The sequence below is a fragment of the Caldicellulosiruptor naganoensis genome (assembly GCF_026914285.1).
In the GTDB taxonomy this organism is placed as follows: Bacteria; Bacillota; Thermoanaerobacteria; order Caldicellulosiruptorales; family Caldicellulosiruptoraceae; genus Caldicellulosiruptor; species Caldicellulosiruptor naganoensis.
The window spans coordinates 2,145,887-2,162,882 of record NZ_CP113864.1; the positions used below are offsets into that span (position 1 = coordinate 2,145,887).

Genomic DNA, 16,996 nt, shown 5'->3' on the forward strand with positions numbered 1-16,996 from the left:
TGGAAGGGGCATTTTGCCACTTATTTTATTATAAACTCACAGTTCACAACTGCAGTTATTTCTTTATCTATTGATGTTGTATCATTTATTCCATAGTCACTAACTTCAGTTGAATAAAGCGGAGTTATCTGGAAAACACCCATAGAAGCAGATTTTAATCTTTCAACACTACTTCCTGTGCTCTTTGCAATCTGTTTTGCTCTTCTTACAGCATCTTCTGTCGCTAAAGAAAGCATCTGGATTTTCAAATCTGCAAGCTTTGTATAATAATACTGAGGTGGCATAGACTCAAACTGAACACCGGAGTTTATAAGCTCTGTTGACTTTCGAGAAAGATCTGTAATCTTGTCTACATCTTTTGATGTAATCTGAATGCTTTGCGAAAGCTTGTAGCTATCAACTTTTGTTGAATATATTCCATTTGGAAGCATCTCGTATATTGTTTGAGTTGAAATTGAAGAAAAAATCAAGTCCTTTTCAGAAAGTCCTTTAGAGAGGAAATAATCTTTCACCTTCTTCTGACTTTCTTCCAAAAGTTTGTAAGCTTCTTTTAAATCTTTTGCCTGCACAGAATACATCCCTGTCCACTTGACAAGGTCAGACCTGAGCTGTTTTTTTGCAGAACCTGTTACTGTAATGACTTTTCTCTCTGCCCTTAGATTTATAAGCCCGTTTGATAAAAAGTAAGATGAAACTGTCAAAGAAATTCCTAAAATTAAAGCCACAATAACACAGGTAATATTTTTACTATTCAAAACTTCAAACCCCCATTTATAACTTTTCTATATTATATCACTAAATCCATACAACTACAACCAAAAATTTAAAAAAATAATAAACCACCTGCAAAATCACAGGTGGTTAAGTCTGTTTGAAACAAATACTTTACAATCCCAATGTTACCCATGTACCAATCTGCTGAAAGCCAATCTTTCTGTATATATTAGCAGCTTTTGGATTGTCACAAAACAAGCAAAGCGATTTGCCCTCTTTTATCAAATCACTGCAAAGTCTTTTCATGCACATAGTAGCGTATCCTCTTGAACGATACTCGTGCATTGTACAAACACTTAAAACCATTGCCATGTCTGCAATTTCTGCACTCGTTCGTGCAGATGATACAACCATCCCATCTTCTTCTATATAATATATCCTGCTTCTTCCCATCAAAACATCCTGTCTTAGCTGTTCAAACGTTGAGGGATTTAAAAATTCTTCTATAGACTGATATAAGTATACTATCAGTTCAAGCTTGTCAAGGTTTTCTTCTAAATTATCCTTATTTATTACCCTGACCTTTTCAAACTCTTCCTGAGAAAGTTCTAATTTATTCTTATCTACACTGCTGTCAAGCTTCATAAAAAGCTGCTCTCTTTTATTAAGCACATTCAGTGCTTTCAAAAACGGCATAACAGCATCCTTTTTGCCAGAAAAAACCTTGCACTTTGTTGTAAGTATTATGTTGCAAAATGAGTCAATGTCCCAGCTGTCAGAATTTGAATAGAAGATCAAATCTCTGCGATAGCGAAGAAGAACAGCTTTTAAATTCCCAGAGATAACGTCAAATTCTCCCCAAACCTCAACAACTGGTGAGTCAAAACCAAAACTTAAAATATCGCCAATTATAAAAATATTCCACTCTTTTTCCTTTCGGACAAAATCCATAAGAGTTTTAAAATCAGCATTTGAAAGTTTCCTTATCATAGAACCACACTTTCCTGCTTTTTTACAATTATACTACCAAATTTAAATCTAATCAACTGCTTTTAAAATCCACATATGAGAATTAAAGTCTCCCCACATCTGAGGAATCATAAGTCCTATGTTCATAAGCTCATCGCCAAACCTTGTTTTTTGCTCACCTTCAATTAAATAGCTCTTGCTGGGGTCAAGACCATCTAACTTTAACCTTTTGATTGGTGGGTTTGGCTGCCTTAAAATTTCCACATAGAATACAACCGCCTCTTTCTTATCCTCTGTCACATACATCCATGCAGCGCTATTTCCCTCAAATGGAGAAATTAATCTGAACAAATCACCTTCAAACACTATATGCCATATTCTCTTGTAAAGCTCAATTTGTCTTTTAATCTCTTCTTTGTCCTCACAAAATAGCTTTGTCAAATCAAGTTCATACCCAAAACAACCTGAAAGCGCTACAATTCCTCTTGTCTTCATAGGTGTTATCCTACCAACCTGATGGTTTGGCACAATTGATACATGAGCACCCATCGTAGACGCTGGATATACTATGCTTGTTCCAAACTGGATTTTAAGCCTCTCTATTGCGTCTGTATTATCACTTGTCCAAATTTGAGGCATGTAATACAAAATCCCAGGGTCAAACCTTCCTCCACCGCCAGAACAGCCTTCAAATAAGATGTGTGGAAACTCTGTTGTAAGCTCTTCCATCATCTGATAAAGCCCCAGAACATATCTGTGGAAGACCTCTTTTTGTCTCTCTGGTGGGAGCTCAAGCGAACCTACTTCTGTTAAGGGTCTGTTCATGTCCCACTTGATATATTCAATTGGAGCTGCTTTTATAATCTCCTTCATCATTCTCAAAATCTCTTTTCTAACATCTTCTCTTGTAATGTCCAGAACGTACTGGTTCCTGCACTGCGTTAAAGTCCTTCCCCGCACCTGTATGCACCAGTCAGGGTGTTTTCTATAAAGCTCACTGTCTGGCGAGACCATCTCAGGTTCAAACCAAAGCCCAAATTTGAGCCCCATTTCATTTAGCTTTTTGCCAAGCCCATCTAAGCCATTTGGAAGCTTCCTTCTGTCAACAAACCAGTCTCCAAGCGAGCTTGTGTCATCATCTCTTTTGCCAAACCATCCATCATCTAAAACAAATAGCTCAATCCCAAGATCTTTTGCCTCTTTTGCTAAAGAAAGAAGCTTTTCTTCATTGAAATTGAAATATGTAGCTTCCCAGCTGTTTATAAGAATCGGTCTTCTCTTATCTCTATATACCCCTCTGCAAAGTCTTTTTCTGTAGAGCTTGTGGTATGTGCGAGACATCCCTCCCAAGCCCTCTTGTGAGTAAACCATCACAACCTCGGGTGTCTGAAACTTCTCGCCTGGCTCTAACACCCAGGTGAACTCAAATGGATTTATACCAATTGTCACCCTAACAAGGTTGTACTGGTCTTTTTCAACAATTGCAGCAAAGTTTCCACTATAGACAAGCGAAAAGCCATACACATCGCCATGTTTTTCAGTTGCATCCTTTGACAAAAGTGCTATAAATGGATTGTGCTGATGTGAACTTTCGCCCCTTGCACTTTCAATTACCTGCATTCCGTGAATAAGTGGAGTTCTCTCTATGTATCTTTCTCTTGCCCATGAACCCCACAGGTGCAAAAGTTCAAAATCCCCTTCTGGAAAGTCAACACATGCACTCATTGCACGAAGAATTTTTAGTTTTTGTTTTCCTAAGTTCTCAAATCTTACACTTCTTGTTATTGCATCATAATCTCTGAAAGCTGTATATATCAATGTGACTTTCAAGTCAATCAAATCATCATAAAGTTCTATCTCCAGTGTTTGAGCCTCATCAGGTGACTCAACATATGTTGCCGGAAGACCTTCAAGTTTTGGCTTTCCATCATAGATTCTGTGTGTTTTGTAAACAAGGTTTGTGATACGAGAACCGTCTTCCTGCTGAATTTGATACGCGGGATGCCTAAAATCAGAATTGCCATATGCAGGGTATTCTAAAAGCATTGTATCAAATGAATATGTCTTGTCATTTGGGTCAGGTGTTGGACCAAACGCTCTTCCGCCTGTCACATCAAAATCTGTCCACTCAAACTCTTTTATCTTTTTGCCCCAGTAAACATGGGACAAAAACTTCCCTTTGAAAAGCTTTATCACATAGCTGGTGTTCTTTGTTTCTATGAAAAACATGCCTGTTTTGTGGTTAAAGGTGATTGGCATTTTGCTCATTCCTCTTTCTATTTATTTATCACTAAGATCAATAATACCATTTAAAAAGCTAATAATCCATATTTTCTGAAAAAAGACAAAACAGATTTTAAAATTCTGATATTTTCTAAGTCCTAAACATTTAGATTCCACTTTTTTAAGTTCACTTTGCAAGTACCTTTTGAACTTATACTTAAAGTATTATACTTCTCCAATGGATATATGCGATTCGTCAAGACCTTCTCTCCTTCATTAATAAAAAGTTCTATGGAAGATTTGTCTAGTAGAAATCTTATGTTTACTTTATTATCAATTGGATGTAAATCTATTTCTTGACTTTCGTTATTGAACACCAGATCATTTATAATAAATTTAAGTTTCTTGGAAAAACTATCATATAGGATTTTTACACTGTTATTCGTCAATACACCTGAAAAAATGTTTATCTCAACTTTTGCATCTGTTATAAAAAACAAGTCACTCTCAATTTCCATACATTCCGATTCACAATTTAAATACATACTTTCATCACTTAGAACTCTTTCAACATGAATTTCTTCTTTTCTATATTTTTTTATCTCATCCACTGGTTTCATAAATAATTTGTTGTTTCTTAAATATAGCTCTCTTGGCAATATAAGCGCTCCAGCCCAATTATGCCCTTCTTGTGTTGGAAATGGACAATTCCAATTATCCATCCATGCAATCATTAACCTGCGACCTTTTTTATCCACTGTAGTATGAGGAGCATAGAAATATTTACCCCAGTCCAACTTTTCACAATAATCAATATGAAATAAACCACTTTTAAAATTCATTTTCCCTACGCAATAAAATGTTTCACTTTTTATAACTTTTTTTCCTTCTTTTTGTTGTGCAGAAAAAAGTAAAATATCTTTTTCACCAAACTCAAACAGATCTGGGCATTCCCATATATTTTCTTCTACAATATTATTATTCCTGATAATTGTATTAACATACTCCCATTTCAGCAAATCCGATGACTTATACAAAAGAACTTGCCCTTTGCCTTCTTTACTTTGCGACGCAATAACAGCATAATAAAAATCTCCCTTTTTAAAGGCTTTAGGGTCACGAAAATCATTTTTACTTGCTTGTTCCGGGATATCACTTGTATTTATAACTGGGTTTTTAAAATACTTTTCAAAGCTTATCCCATCCTCTGAATATGCTATGCACTGTGTTTGATAATAACTACCTGCACAATCTTCAACATGGCCAGTATACATAAGGTATAACTTGCCGTCTTTTTCAATTGCACTTCCAGAAAAACATCCACTTTTATCATACTCTTTGTCTGGTGCCAAAGCTATTGGTAGATAGTCCCACTTAACCAAATCCTTGCTCACTGCATGTCCCCAATAAGTAGGGCCCCAAAAAGGTTCAAAAGGATTATATTGAAAAAAGCAGTGATACCAATCATTATAAAAAATGAAACCATTTGGATCGTTTATCCAACCACATTCGCCCATTAAATGGAATTTCAGCCTGTATTTATTGTCAACATTGAACTTATTTTGGGATATATAATGCATTGCCTGTTTCAGTCGTGCAGAGTTTTTCACACTCTTCACTCCATTTTCTAAATTTATTTCAATAAGTATTTATTTAATTGCACCTTTTAGAATACCAACAATGATATATTTCTGCATAAACAAATACACAATAATTATAGGTAGCACAGTTAACACTAACGCAGCCATTGCCAATCCATAATCAGATGTATATGTTCCATAAAAGTAGAAAGTTGATAACTGTAAAGTTCTTTTTTCAGCTGAAATTAAAATAAGACTTGGTAGCAAAAAATCATTCCATATCCAAAGACCATCTAATATTATAAGCGTTGTTGTTATAGGCTTTAATAGTGGAAATACAACCTTCCAAAACGTTTGCAAACTTGTTGCCCCCTCTACAAATGCTGCTTCTTCTAACTCAAATGGTATACTTTTAATAAATCCATGATACATAAACACTGCAAAAGCAGTTCCAAAACCTAAATACATATATATTAACGTCCATTTGTTATTTAACATGTTCATAGAACTGTAAATTTTAACAAGAGGTATCATAATTGACTGAAAAGGAATTATCATAGATGCAATCATAATACTAAACAATATTCTGTTGATAGCCCACTTCTTTCTCACAAATACGTAAGCAGTCATAGATGAAAAAACTACAATCGCCGCAATACTGAAAACTGTTATTATAAAGGTGTTTAAGAAACTCTTTAAATATGTCATCTTTTGAGCAGCCTCTAAATAGTTAGCAATTTGAAACTCTTTCGGCAATTCTATAGGGTTTGAAATAATATCAACTGTTTTCTTGAACGAGTTGATTACTACAGTTACAAAGGGAAAAACATATAAAGAGGCAAAAATTAAGACTACCAAAAATTTAATTACATTAAAAACTCTATTTTTTACACTTACCTTCAAACCCATTTATGCTTCCACCTCTGCCTTTTTACTTAAATAAACTTGAATAAGAGTAATAATCGCTACGGTTATAAACAAAACAAAAGCTTTTGCTTGTCCTGTTCCATAATTTTGTGATAAAAACGCTTCATTATAAACATGCATAGACACAAGTTCTGTACTTTTAAAAGGTCCTCCTTTTGTTAATGCTAAGTTTAAATCATAAACCATAAAACTTCTTTGGAGTGATAAAAACAAACAAACTGTAAACGATGGAGCCATCAAAGGTAATATTATTCTTATCAACCTTGTAAACTGTCCTGCACCATCAATAGTCGCCGCTTCTATCAAATCTTGAGGTATCCCTACAAAGCCAGCTATGTATATCATCATCATATATCCCGAGTATTGCCATACCGTTACAATTACCAACGCCCAAAATGCTTTTTCAGGCGAAGCTAACCACGAATCGGAAAATAAATCTATACCTAATTGTTGACCGAAATAAGGCAAGGCATTGTTGAATATAAATTGCCAAATAAATCCTAATACAATGCCACCTATTAAGTTAGGAGTAAAGAAAATAATTCTAAACAAATTTTGTCCTTTTATCCCACTGGTTAATAAATAAGCCAAAAAGAAAGCTATTAAATTTGTAAACAGGACAGTATAAAATACATATTTCAATGTTAGCAAAAACGAATCTCTGAACACCTGATCTTTAATTAAGCTAAGATAGTTTGAAAATCCTATAAACTCATATTTATTGTCAATTCCATTCCAATTAGTGAATGTAAGGTAAATACCGTAGATAAAAGGAACTATTACCACTGTTGCAAACGCAATAGTTGAAACCCCAGCAAATGTCAAAAAAATTTTAAAATTTGCAAGTCGTTTATTCACCGAACCTTTTTCCTCCTTCCCAGAAAATATTTAATAAAGATAGGGGCCATCCTAAAGGAATTGATCAGACAGCCCCTAAATCTCAACATTGTGAGGCTTTGAAAGTATCAGCATTTTGAAATACACTTTTTACTAAGTCACTATTTTACCTTTGCCCAATACTTCATAATTTCAGTCAACAATTGTTGACGATTCATTTTACCTGCTAGATACTTCTGCATATAGGCACCAACAATAGGCCAATGATCAGAAGGCAAAAGTGCAAATGGTGGTCTGAATGTTTTTTCTGCTTTCATGTACTCTACAATCGACTTTGCTAGAGGATCATTTGGTGTAATCTTTACGTTCCTAAATGGAGAAATTATGTTTAAATTATATACCCAATTCTTTTGTCCATTACTATTGTACACAAACCAATTTAAAAGCGTTTTAGCCGCCTCTTGTTGTTGTTTTGAATTGTTCTTTATGTCAATACAAAGTATTTTGCTAGGCGTTGCCACTATCGCATTATTAAAGAAATCATTGGGATTATTGGTTATTGGCACAGGAATAAAACCATAAGATTTATTGTTAGGATTTATCTGGGTTATCAAAGGCCATGCCCAATTACCCATGAACCAAAACGCTACCTTTCCTTGCGCTAAAAGTTGTGCACCTTGTTCATAAGTCCCTGCCAATGGTGAATTTTTCAAATAATTATATTTTCTAAGCATATCAAATGTATCTAACAAATCATTGAAAACTTTATTTTTTTTCAAATCAACTTTCTTCGCTTTTAAATCATCTATAAACCGCTTATTCATTTTGTAATCTCTTGACTGAGCACCATATGCAATTCCTAAATAATGTGCCCCTAATGACCAATCTAAAGGTGAAATTACAATTGGAGTCACATTTTTTTGCTGTAATTTTTTGAATAAATTTTCTAAGTCATTTCTTGTTCTTATTGTTTTAGGCTCAAATTTACCTATCGCTTTTTCTATCACTTGCTTATTATAAATAAGACCATATCCTTCTATCGCAAACGGAAAACCAAATACTTTACCATCAAAAGTCACATCATCTAATGTTCCTTTGATCGCGTCCTTTACCCATTTTTCATTTGACAAATTTAAAAAGTTATTTTTAAATTTGATCACATCGGACGGGTCAATCATTGCAAGTGTTGGAGCATTACCTGATGCATACATAGTCGAAAGCTTTTCAAATGGTGATTGTCCTGCACCAACTGGAATCAGTTCTACTGTAATATTTGGGTAATCCTTTGAAAAATTTTTGAATACTTCTTGTAGTTGAGAATTTATCTCTCCTTTTGTGCTCAAAAATGTAATCTTTACTTTTTTAGAATTTTTAGAGGTAGCTAATACATTGACGTTCCAATTAATCAGGCCAACTATTAAAGAAATCACAACTACTACACTTAGAAAACCATAAATAAGCTTCTTGAATTTCATTTAACAACCCTCCACATTACTAATTTTCATACTGGCTTCATTATATATCACTTTTGTTAATATGTCAAGCGGTTGACATACAATTTTTTTAAGCATATTTACTATAAGCTAATTCTATTTCAAAAATCAAATTACAAAAAAGAAGATTGCAATGGTAATAAAATTAGTGCTAAACTTGTACAGCAGAAAAGTATAAACGTTAAAAATCAATGTATAACTTTTTTATTTTTCTTCACGGAGGTCAGAACTCAATGCCCAGCTTAAAAGACGTAGCAAAAAAAGCAGGAGTTAGTCTAACAACAGTATCGAGAGTTTTAAACAATAGAGGTTATATAAGCGAAGAAACAAGAAAAAAGGTTTACAAAGCTATGGAAGAGCTAAATTACCAACCAAATGAAATTGCAAGAGCTTTGTTTAAAAAAAGATCTTATTTTTTAGGACTCATAATTCCAGATATATCTCATCCATTTTTTGCAGAAATTACAAAATATATAGAATATTATGCATCTCAAAAGGGTTATAAAATTTTTCTTTGCAACTCATATTTAGATGAAAAAAAAGAAAAAGAGTATATTGAAATGTTAAAAAGACATCAAGTTGATGGAATTATTATGGGTAGTCATACCCTTGATGTAGAAGATTATAAGAGTGTAAACTTACCTATTGTTGCATTAGACCGATACATTTCTGACGATATACCCTACATTACGTCAGATAACTTTACAGGAGCTGTAATGGCAACTAATCTTTTAATAGAAAGAGGTTGCAAGTATTTGGCGCATATTAGCGGTCCTTTAGAGCTTAATACACCAGCCAATGATAGATATTATGGTTTTTTAAAGGTGGTTAAAGAAAAAAACATTGAATATGTAGTGGTCGAGACAAAACTTAATAAGTTTGAAATAGAAGAGTATGAAAGAATTATTACAGAGTTGTTTGAAAAACATACTAACATAGACGGAATATTTGCAAGTAGTGATATGATTGCAGCAACAGCAATAAAAGTGGCTGATTATTTTAAAAAACGCGTACCAGAAGACCTCAAAGTAGTAGGTTTTGATGATATAAATATTGCTTCCTTATTCAGCCCCTCTATTACTACTGTAAAACAGTACAAAGACAAGATTGCAGAAAAGGTAATTGAAGTATTGATAAACAAAATTGAAGGTAAAGAGGTAGATAAAAAATACGTACTTCCAATTTCTCTAATTGAAAGAGAGTCAACAAAGATAAAATAAAAACTTTAAAGTTGATGAACCCGAAAGTAAACAGTTTTTGTTTATAATGCTAATGATGTTTAATGTTAAAATATTTTTTTAAGATAATTTCTTTAAGTCTATAAACCTTCTATATTTAAAAGAAAGGAGCCAAGCCATGAGAGTAAAAGTAGAATTTGAATCAGAAAAAGAGGTCGTCCTTCCTATCCATTACAATTACTTTGTACAAGCGATGATATACAATGTTATCGAAGACAAAATCTATACAACATTTTTACATGACAAAGGTTATGAGGTTGATTTGAAGAATTTCAAACTCTTTTCCTTTTCACGGTTAGAAGGACCTTTTAAAATTATAGGTGAGGGTTCTGATAAAAAAATAGTGTTTGACAAAAGATTGAGTTTGGTTGTTTCATCGCCCATTGAAGACTTTATTACAAAGTTCTCAACTGGGCTTTTAAAAAAAGACAAAATCTTTCTAAAAGACAATCAGCTCTATGTCCAATCAGCAAACATCTACAAAAAGCAGCAGCTAAAAGAAAGACACAAAATTAAGATGCTGTCACCAATGTGTGCTTATAGAACAATAAAAAACGATGGCAGCGATTATAGGCACTTTTTCACACCATTTGAAGATGAGTTCTATAGCCTGATTTCGCAAAACTTAATTAAAAAGTGCAAGCTTCTTATAAAGGACTTCGATGAAAAAGGTTTCAGATTTTCTTTAAAACCAATCAGCGTCCAAGAAAAAATCCATTTTAAACCAATGATGTTCAAAAATACAATGATAAAAGGATGGATGGGCTTTTATGAAATAGAAACTTCACCTCAAGTAATGGAAGTTGCTTACTACTGTGGTCTTGGATCTAAAAACTCTCAAGGGTTTGGATTATTTGAAATTGTAGAATAGATGTGGATTTTTTGAGGGAGTGGTTTTATTGAAGCATTTAATAAAACTTTTAAAGCTTGCTAAACCATATTGGAAATATCTCATTATCTCTGCTATTTCAATGCTTGCAATAACAGCTTTAAATCTTTTGGGTCCTTGGCTTATAAGGGATTTGACTGGAATTATCACAAACATTCACAAATATCCGAACGCAAGGAAGATGATAATAAATATATCGTTGGTTTTAGTTTTTTCTTACATTGCAAGGATAGTTTTTCAGTTTCTAAACAGTTATCTTTCACACTATGCAGCATGGAATTTGGTTGCTCACATGAGGGTTTTGGTCTATGATAAGCTTCAGCAGCTTTCATTTAGGTTTTTCCAAGACAAACAGACAGGTCAGCTCATGTCAAGAGTTGTAAATGATACTGCAAACTTTGAAGTGTTGATTGCTCATGCAGTACCAGACCTTTTTACAAATGCCTTAATACTCTTAGGTGTTGCATTGATACTGTTTATAATCAATCCCGTTTTGGCAGCACTGTCACTTATCCCTATTCCTTTTTTGGTTTTGAGCGGAACCGTCTTTGCAAAGCGTATCTTGCCGAACTTTAGAGAAGCTCAAAAAGCCTTAGCTGACCTTAACGCCGACCTTCAAGACAACATTTCTGGTATCAGAGAAATTCAGCTTTTCAACAAGCAGCAAAAAGAGCTTTTGAAGATAAAGGACAAGGTCTTCAAGCACATACAAGCTCTATTGAGTGCTCTTAAACTCAGTGCAATCTTTCATCCAACTGTAAGTTTCTTGAGCTCTGTTGGAACAGTGATAGTAGTTTCTATTGGTGGCTTGATGGCACTCTCTGGTAAGGTTCCTGTTCAGGACATTGTCGGTTTTATACTTTATCTTAGCATGTTTTACCAGCCAGTGACCGCACTCTCACAAGTAATTGAAAATGTGCAGCAGGCCTTAGCAGGTGCCGAGCGTGTGTTTGAGATTCTCGAGACAGAGTCTGAGATAAAAGAAAAACCTAATGCTATAGAACTTAAAAATGTGAAAGGAAAAATTACCTTTGAAAATGTAACTTTTTCATATAATAAAGGATTGCCTGTTTTGAAAAATATCATATTTGAAGTTGAGCCGGGTCAGATGGTTGCATTTGTTGGCCCAACAGGTGTTGGAAAGACCACTATTATGTATCTTTTAAACCGCTTTTTTGACCTAGATTCAGGTTCAATAAAGATCGACGACATTGACATAAGAGATGTCACCCTAAAGTCCTTGCATGACAATATCAGCATGGTCATGCAAGATGTGTTCTTGTTCAATGGAACAGTTGCGCAAAATATTGCATACGGAAAAGAAAACGCTACAATGGATGAGATAATACAGGCTGCAAAGATTGCATGTGCACATGATTTTATTGTAAATCTTCCTCAAGGCTACGACACCTACATTGGCGAGCGTGGAATAAAACTTTCCGGTGGGCAAAAACAACGTTTGGCAATTGCAAGGGCTGTTCTGAAAAATGCACCAATACTCATCTTAGATGAGGCAACATCATCTGTTGACACAGAGACAGAAAATGAAATTCAAAAAGCAATAAACAATTTGGCTGGTACAAGGACAATTTTGATTATTGCCCACAGGTTATCTACCGTAAAAAAGGCAGATAAGATTATAGTTTTGAAAGATGGTGAAATTGTGGAAATGGGCACACATGAAGAGCTTTTTGCTAAAAAAGGACTTTATTATCATTTGTGTTCTGTGCAGTTAATTGATGAAAACAGCAGTTTGGTAGGGGGTGAATAAATTATGAAGTACAGGAAACTTGGAAGAACAAATATTAAAGTTTTCCCAATAGCATTTGGTGGAATTCCTATTCAAAGAATTGATGAAGAGTCTCCTGTAAAGGTAATTCGACGAGCTGTTGAGCTTGGAATTAATCTGATTGATATTGCAAAAGCTTATACAGATAGCGATAAATGATATCGAAATAAGCTTGAAAAACCTTTCTATTTCTGACCTAATTGAAAAAAGTTGAACTTGTAAAACAAGCGTTAGGTAAATAAAGAAAGTATTGATTTTTGTACAAAATCGTATTATAATAAAGTATTGCCACAGAGAAGGGAAAAAGTTGTAGGAGCTGAAGGTGTTATGTCACAGAAAAATCAAAGCAGTCATGACAATATAAAAGTGATTGCCACAAACAGAAAAGCATATCATGACTACTTCATTGAAGAGACAATCGAAGCAGGAATTGAGCTCAAAGGCACTGAAGTAAAGTCTGTTCGGCTTGGTCATGTAAATCTGAAAGATAGTTTTGCAAGGGTGGAAAATGGCGAGGTTTTCCTCTACAATATGCACATAAGCCCTTACGAAAAAGGCAACATCTTCAACGTAGACCCTATGAGAGACAGAAAACTCCTCCTCCACAAGTCTGAAATAAACCGCTTAGCAGGTTATGTGCAGCAAAAAGGTTACACTTTAATCCCATTGAAGATTTACATCAAAAGAGGTAAAATAAAAGTAGAGCTTGCAGTTGCAAAGGGTAAAAAACTTTTTGATAAGCGTGAAGCAATAGCAAAAAGGGATGCTGAGCTTGAGATAAGAAAAAAGATGAAGGAGTATTTAAGATAAGGGGGCGTGTTTTGGAATTCGACGGGGGCAGTCGGATTCCAAACAGCGGGTAGTGGTTTTCTCGGTGCCACTATAAAAAACCGAGAAGAAAAATAACTGCAGACAAAGCTGAACTCGCTTTAGCTGCATAAATAAGCAGCTAACGTCCGCCGGAGGTGCCCACGGCCTCCGAGTCGGGCGCCAACCCACGTGGGGCACCGAAAGTAAGGTCGCCTGAGCCTTACTTTTGGGTTAAATCTCAGGCTGGGGAAGAAAAAGCCTGTCAGTGGGCGTTTTCTTCCCGAGAGGCCAGTACACTGACTGCACCCGGAGAAGTTTGGGGTTCGATGCCTTCGGACGGGGGTTCGACTCCCCCCGCCTCCACCAAAATAAACAATTCTACAATGTTTAAGGATTATGAGATTCCACTTCTAAGAAGAACTCTCATTAGAAAAATAATAAGGTATAGACAAGTGAATATCAATTTAGAGGTGAAATTAGTAAAAGCAAACAAGAATTTTTTATTAAAGCTAATTGAAGAAATCCCGGAAAGTCAAATTGAAGAAGTTATAGATTTTATTTTGTTTTTAAAACACGAGCAAGATAAAAAGTTATTAAGTGATTTGGTGTTCCCCAGTGAGAGTAGTATAGATTTTTGGAATAATGATATTGAGGATGAGGTATGGAACAATGTATAGCCAAGCTAAACAAAAATACAGGGCTGCAATAAAAAGCAGCCCTTATTCTTTCTGTGCTTTTACTCCCTCAGCTGCCTCTTTTGTAAAGATTGTTTTTAAGGTCAACAGCAAAATCTTGATGTCCAAAAAAACAGAATAATTCTTTATATATATCAAATCAAGCCTGAGTTTGTCTTCTGGGCTTGTTGCATACTTGCCATAAACCTGGGCAAGACCAGTAAGTCCTGCTTTTACATTATGACGCAGAGAATATTCAGGATAGAGCTTTTTAAACTGCTCAACAAAATAAGGACGCTCTGGCCTTGGACCTATAAAGCTCATCTCACCTTTTAGAATATTTATGAGCTGCGGAAGCTCATCAAGCCGAGTTGCGCGCAAAAACCTTCCAACCCTTGTTATCCTTGGGTCGTTCTCGATTGCCAGAACAGGCCCTGTCATCTTTTCTGCGTCTTTTACCATTGTCCTGAACTTTAAAACATAAAACTCTCTTTCACCTTCTGTAACCCTTTTTTGTCTGTAAATTACTGGTCCTTCTGAGTCAAGTTTTATGGCAATTGCAATTAAAATCATTATAGGAAAAGAAATAACCAGCGCAACTGAAGCAAGAAGAATGTCGCACACCCTCTTAATTAACTTTTGCTCAGATGTCAACTCTGGCTGCTCGATTGAAAGTGTTGCAACATCGTCAAACTGAATTACCCTTGCCCGTGAGACCAAGATATCCCTAAAATCAGGTGTAATAAAAATGTGTTTTTTAAATTCTATGGCTTTTCTTACAATCTCGCTTTTCAGGTTCTCATCCATCTTTGAATATACATAGATTGTATCAACAGCCTTTATATAAGGAATTAGTTCTTCAATAGAATTTGGCTCAACCACATACTTTACTTCAATCCAGCCTTTTGAGATATTTTGAAGCTTCTGGGCAAACTCCTGTGCTTTCTCCTTTTCACCAATTACCATCACATGCTTGACACCCTGCACTCTTTTGAAAACATATAAAACAAGTCCTCTCCAGCCAAGGAGTAGCAAAAATTGGATAAAAAATGCAATTATAAATATACTTCTTGGAAATGCAAAGTGCCTGTAAAAGAAGGTAGAAACAACTGTTAAAAATTGTAAGAGCATAAGTGCTAAAGCCATCGAAAATGCTATCTCGCTTATCGTTTTCATTGTAATTGTGTAAAGCCCATAAATGTTCAAAAGTACAAGAGCAAATAGAGTTATTTGCGGAATCAATGTATAGTATGGCATAAAATTTCGCTCTGGAAATGTAAAATTGAACTTTATAATATATGCCAAAATATACCCTGCATGAATTAGCAGAAGGTCCATAACCACAACAAAAAACTTACTGAGTTTATGATAGCTTTTTATATACGACCTCATCGATTACCATCTCCATTTATAATTTGTTCTAATCTATCTGCAAGTTTTCTGATGTCATGATATTTTTCAACATACTCTCTTCCCTTTTGCCCAATCCTTTTTCTCTCATCTTCATCCATCTCATAGAGTTTTATAATCCCTTCAGCAAAGCTCTTTGAATCATAGGCATCACAAGAGAACCCCGCACCTGAGTCTTTAACAATGTCATTTGCAACATTACCCGCAAACACTATTGGCTTTGCAGCACACAAATAGTCAAAAAGCTTATTAAGTGATATTCCAAACCTGTAAACTTTTAGATTGTGCATAGAAACAAGTGTTATGTCAACGCGCTCAAGTAAGCTTGGTACAGAAAGTTTTGATATTGGTTCATAAAAAAATACATTTGAAAGTTTAAATCTTTTGACCATCTTCTGAAGTTTTTCTTTCTCAGGACCATCTCCTATTATCAGAAAATGGACCTTGTCACCTACTTTGTCTTGCACGTACTTTGCAGCCTCAATTATTGTCTCCATTGCATTAGCTTGACCAAGCGCACCTAAATAGCAAGCTTTAAAATACCCCTCATGTTCACCTAAAATCTTCTTTACCTCATCGGGCATTGTATTTTTCAGAAGGTCAAACCTCTCATTATCACAGCCATTTGGAATATGTACAATTTTTTCTTTATTTATTCCGAGGCTCTGAATGTATTCATCTGCTTTTGGCAAAACTGTTATTACATACTTTGCTTTTGTGTATATGAACTTCTCAAGCCTTCGCAAAAGTCTAACTATCAGGCTTCCTTCCTTGAAAGCACCAAGGTCAATTCCGCTTTGAGGCCAAAGGTCACGCACTTCTGCTACAAATTCAGCCTTTTTTCCCTTTGCCAACATATATCCCACAAACCATGTAAGTGGATGAAAAGAGGATGCTATAATTGTATCTGGTTTTTCAAATTTTCTTGCTATAAAATAGAGGTTTTTAGCAAACGAAAATATATTTATAACCCTTTTGAAATCGTTTTTCTTGTATGGGGTTGTTTTTATCCAAACGAACTTTACACCATTGTAGTCTTCTATTTTAAATTTTTCTCCTTTCCCAAGCAGCTCAACTCTTTGCTTGTGGTCAAAACTGGAGGCAAAAATACTTACATCATATCCTCTTTTTACAAGCTCCTTTGCATAGTCAAAATGTCTTGTAATTCCGCCCATTGTAGGTGGAATTGCGTAGTGGTTTAAAATCCATATTTTCTTTTTCAAAGTTGTTCTCCCTTTCTACCTACTGCATAAATTTTTAATTAGGTATTCATAATTGAGTATATCATAATTCTTCCTGACAATTAATATCTACATTCTATATACTTTCGAAAAATTCTTAGAGCAAAATAGTACAAAATTAAGGCAAAATAATTAAAAGATTGATTATGGTCAAAAGGTATAATTAAGATGATAGGCAAAAGTGAAAATCATAATTTGCAAA

Annotated in this window: 15 protein-coding genes and 1 other RNA gene; 7 read left to right on the plus strand and 9 right to left on the minus strand. The window is 34.7% G+C overall.

The features are described 5' to 3' along the window. Positions 1–20 precede the first annotated feature (20 nt). The 7 genes from OTJ99_RS10730 to OTJ99_RS10760 all read right to left on the minus strand — a co-directional run bounded on the left by OTJ99_RS10730 (position 21) and on the right by OTJ99_RS10760 (position 8,725). Entirely contained in the window at positions 21–755 is a 735-nt protein-coding gene (locus OTJ99_RS10730; RefSeq protein WP_045166244.1) for an SIMPL domain-containing protein, read from the minus strand. Positions 756–885: 130 nt separating this feature from the next. After that, positions 886–1,704 (minus strand): GNAT family N-acetyltransferase, encoded by an 819-nt coding sequence (locus tag OTJ99_RS10735; RefSeq protein ID WP_045166243.1) that lies wholly within the window; start codon positions 1,702–1,704, stop codon positions 886–888. Positions 1,705–1,752: 48 nt separating this feature from the next. Continuing rightward, positions 1,753–3,942 carry an alpha-galactosidase gene (locus tag OTJ99_RS10740; RefSeq protein ID WP_045166242.1) on the minus strand — a complete coding sequence of 730 codons (2,190 nt, stop codon included), beginning with the start codon at positions 3,940–3,942 and terminating at the stop codon, positions 1,753–1,755. Between the two features lie 122 nt (positions 3,943–4,064). Next, positions 4,065–5,516, minus strand: a complete 1,452-nt coding sequence (locus tag OTJ99_RS10745; RefSeq protein WP_083943580.1) for a glycoside hydrolase family 32 protein — start codon at positions 5,514–5,516, stop codon at positions 4,065–4,067. A gap of 39 nt (positions 5,517–5,555) precedes the next feature. After that, entirely contained in the window at positions 5,556–6,395 is an 840-nt protein-coding gene (locus OTJ99_RS10750; protein WP_045166241.1) for a carbohydrate ABC transporter permease, read from the minus strand. Then, positions 6,396–7,271, minus strand: a complete 876-nt coding sequence (locus OTJ99_RS10755; protein ID WP_045166240.1) for a carbohydrate ABC transporter permease — start codon at positions 7,269–7,271, stop codon at positions 6,396–6,398. It lies immediately after the preceding gene. A 140-nt stretch (positions 7,272–7,411) separates the two neighbouring features. Then, the gene (locus OTJ99_RS10760) at positions 7,412–8,725 is read right to left on the minus strand and encodes an ABC transporter substrate-binding protein (protein WP_045166239.1); all 1,314 of its coding nucleotides are present in this window, start codon (positions 8,723–8,725) and stop codon (positions 7,412–7,414) included. Between the two features lie 251 nt (positions 8,726–8,976). Here OTJ99_RS10760 and OTJ99_RS10765 point away from each other — a divergent pair, with 251 nt between their 5' ends. From OTJ99_RS10765 to OTJ99_RS10795, 7 genes are all read left to right on the plus strand, one after another. Then, positions 8,977–9,963 (plus strand): LacI family DNA-binding transcriptional regulator, encoded by a 987-nt coding sequence (locus OTJ99_RS10765; RefSeq protein ID WP_045166238.1) that lies wholly within the window; start codon positions 8,977–8,979, stop codon positions 9,961–9,963. 136 nt (positions 9,964–10,099) lie between these two features. After that, complete coding sequence (cas6, locus tag OTJ99_RS10770; RefSeq protein ID WP_045166237.1) at positions 10,100–10,852, plus strand: CRISPR-associated endoribonuclease Cas6; 753 nt, start codon at positions 10,100–10,102, stop codon at positions 10,850–10,852. 28 nt (positions 10,853–10,880) lie between these two features. Next, positions 10,881–12,641, plus strand: a complete 1,761-nt coding sequence (locus OTJ99_RS10775) for an ABC transporter ATP-binding protein (protein ID WP_045166236.1) — start codon at positions 10,881–10,883, stop codon at positions 12,639–12,641. A gap of 3 nt (positions 12,642–12,644) precedes the next feature. After that, entirely contained in the window at positions 12,645–12,818 is a 174-nt protein-coding gene (locus OTJ99_RS10780) for an aldo/keto reductase (RefSeq protein WP_235374971.1), read from the plus strand. 168 nt (positions 12,819–12,986) lie between these two features. Next, positions 12,987–13,469, plus strand: coding sequence for an SsrA-binding protein SmpB (gene smpB, locus OTJ99_RS10785; RefSeq protein ID WP_045166235.1), 483 nt, complete (start codon positions 12,987–12,989; stop codon positions 13,467–13,469). Next, positions 13,470–13,835: a transfer-messenger RNA gene (ssrA, locus tag OTJ99_RS10790) on the plus strand. An 86-nt stretch (positions 13,836–13,921) separates the two neighbouring features. Continuing rightward, positions 13,922–14,146, plus strand: coding sequence for a DUF2281 domain-containing protein (locus OTJ99_RS10795; RefSeq protein WP_269015338.1), 225 nt, complete (start codon positions 13,922–13,924; stop codon positions 14,144–14,146). Positions 14,147–14,188: 42 nt separating this feature from the next. Here the strand turns inward: OTJ99_RS10795 and OTJ99_RS10800 are convergent, their stop codons facing one another. After that, positions 14,189–15,535: a sugar transferase gene (locus OTJ99_RS10800; protein WP_045166234.1), complete on the minus strand. Its 1,347-nt coding sequence runs from the start codon at positions 15,533–15,535 to the stop codon at positions 14,189–14,191. Next, positions 15,532–16,776: a glycosyltransferase family 4 protein gene (locus OTJ99_RS10805; protein ID WP_200889490.1), complete on the minus strand. Its 1,245-nt coding sequence runs from the start codon at positions 16,774–16,776 to the stop codon at positions 15,532–15,534. The genes OTJ99_RS10800 and OTJ99_RS10805 overlap by 4 nt, the downstream gene beginning before the upstream one ends. Between the last annotated feature and the right edge of the window lie 220 nt (positions 16,777–16,996).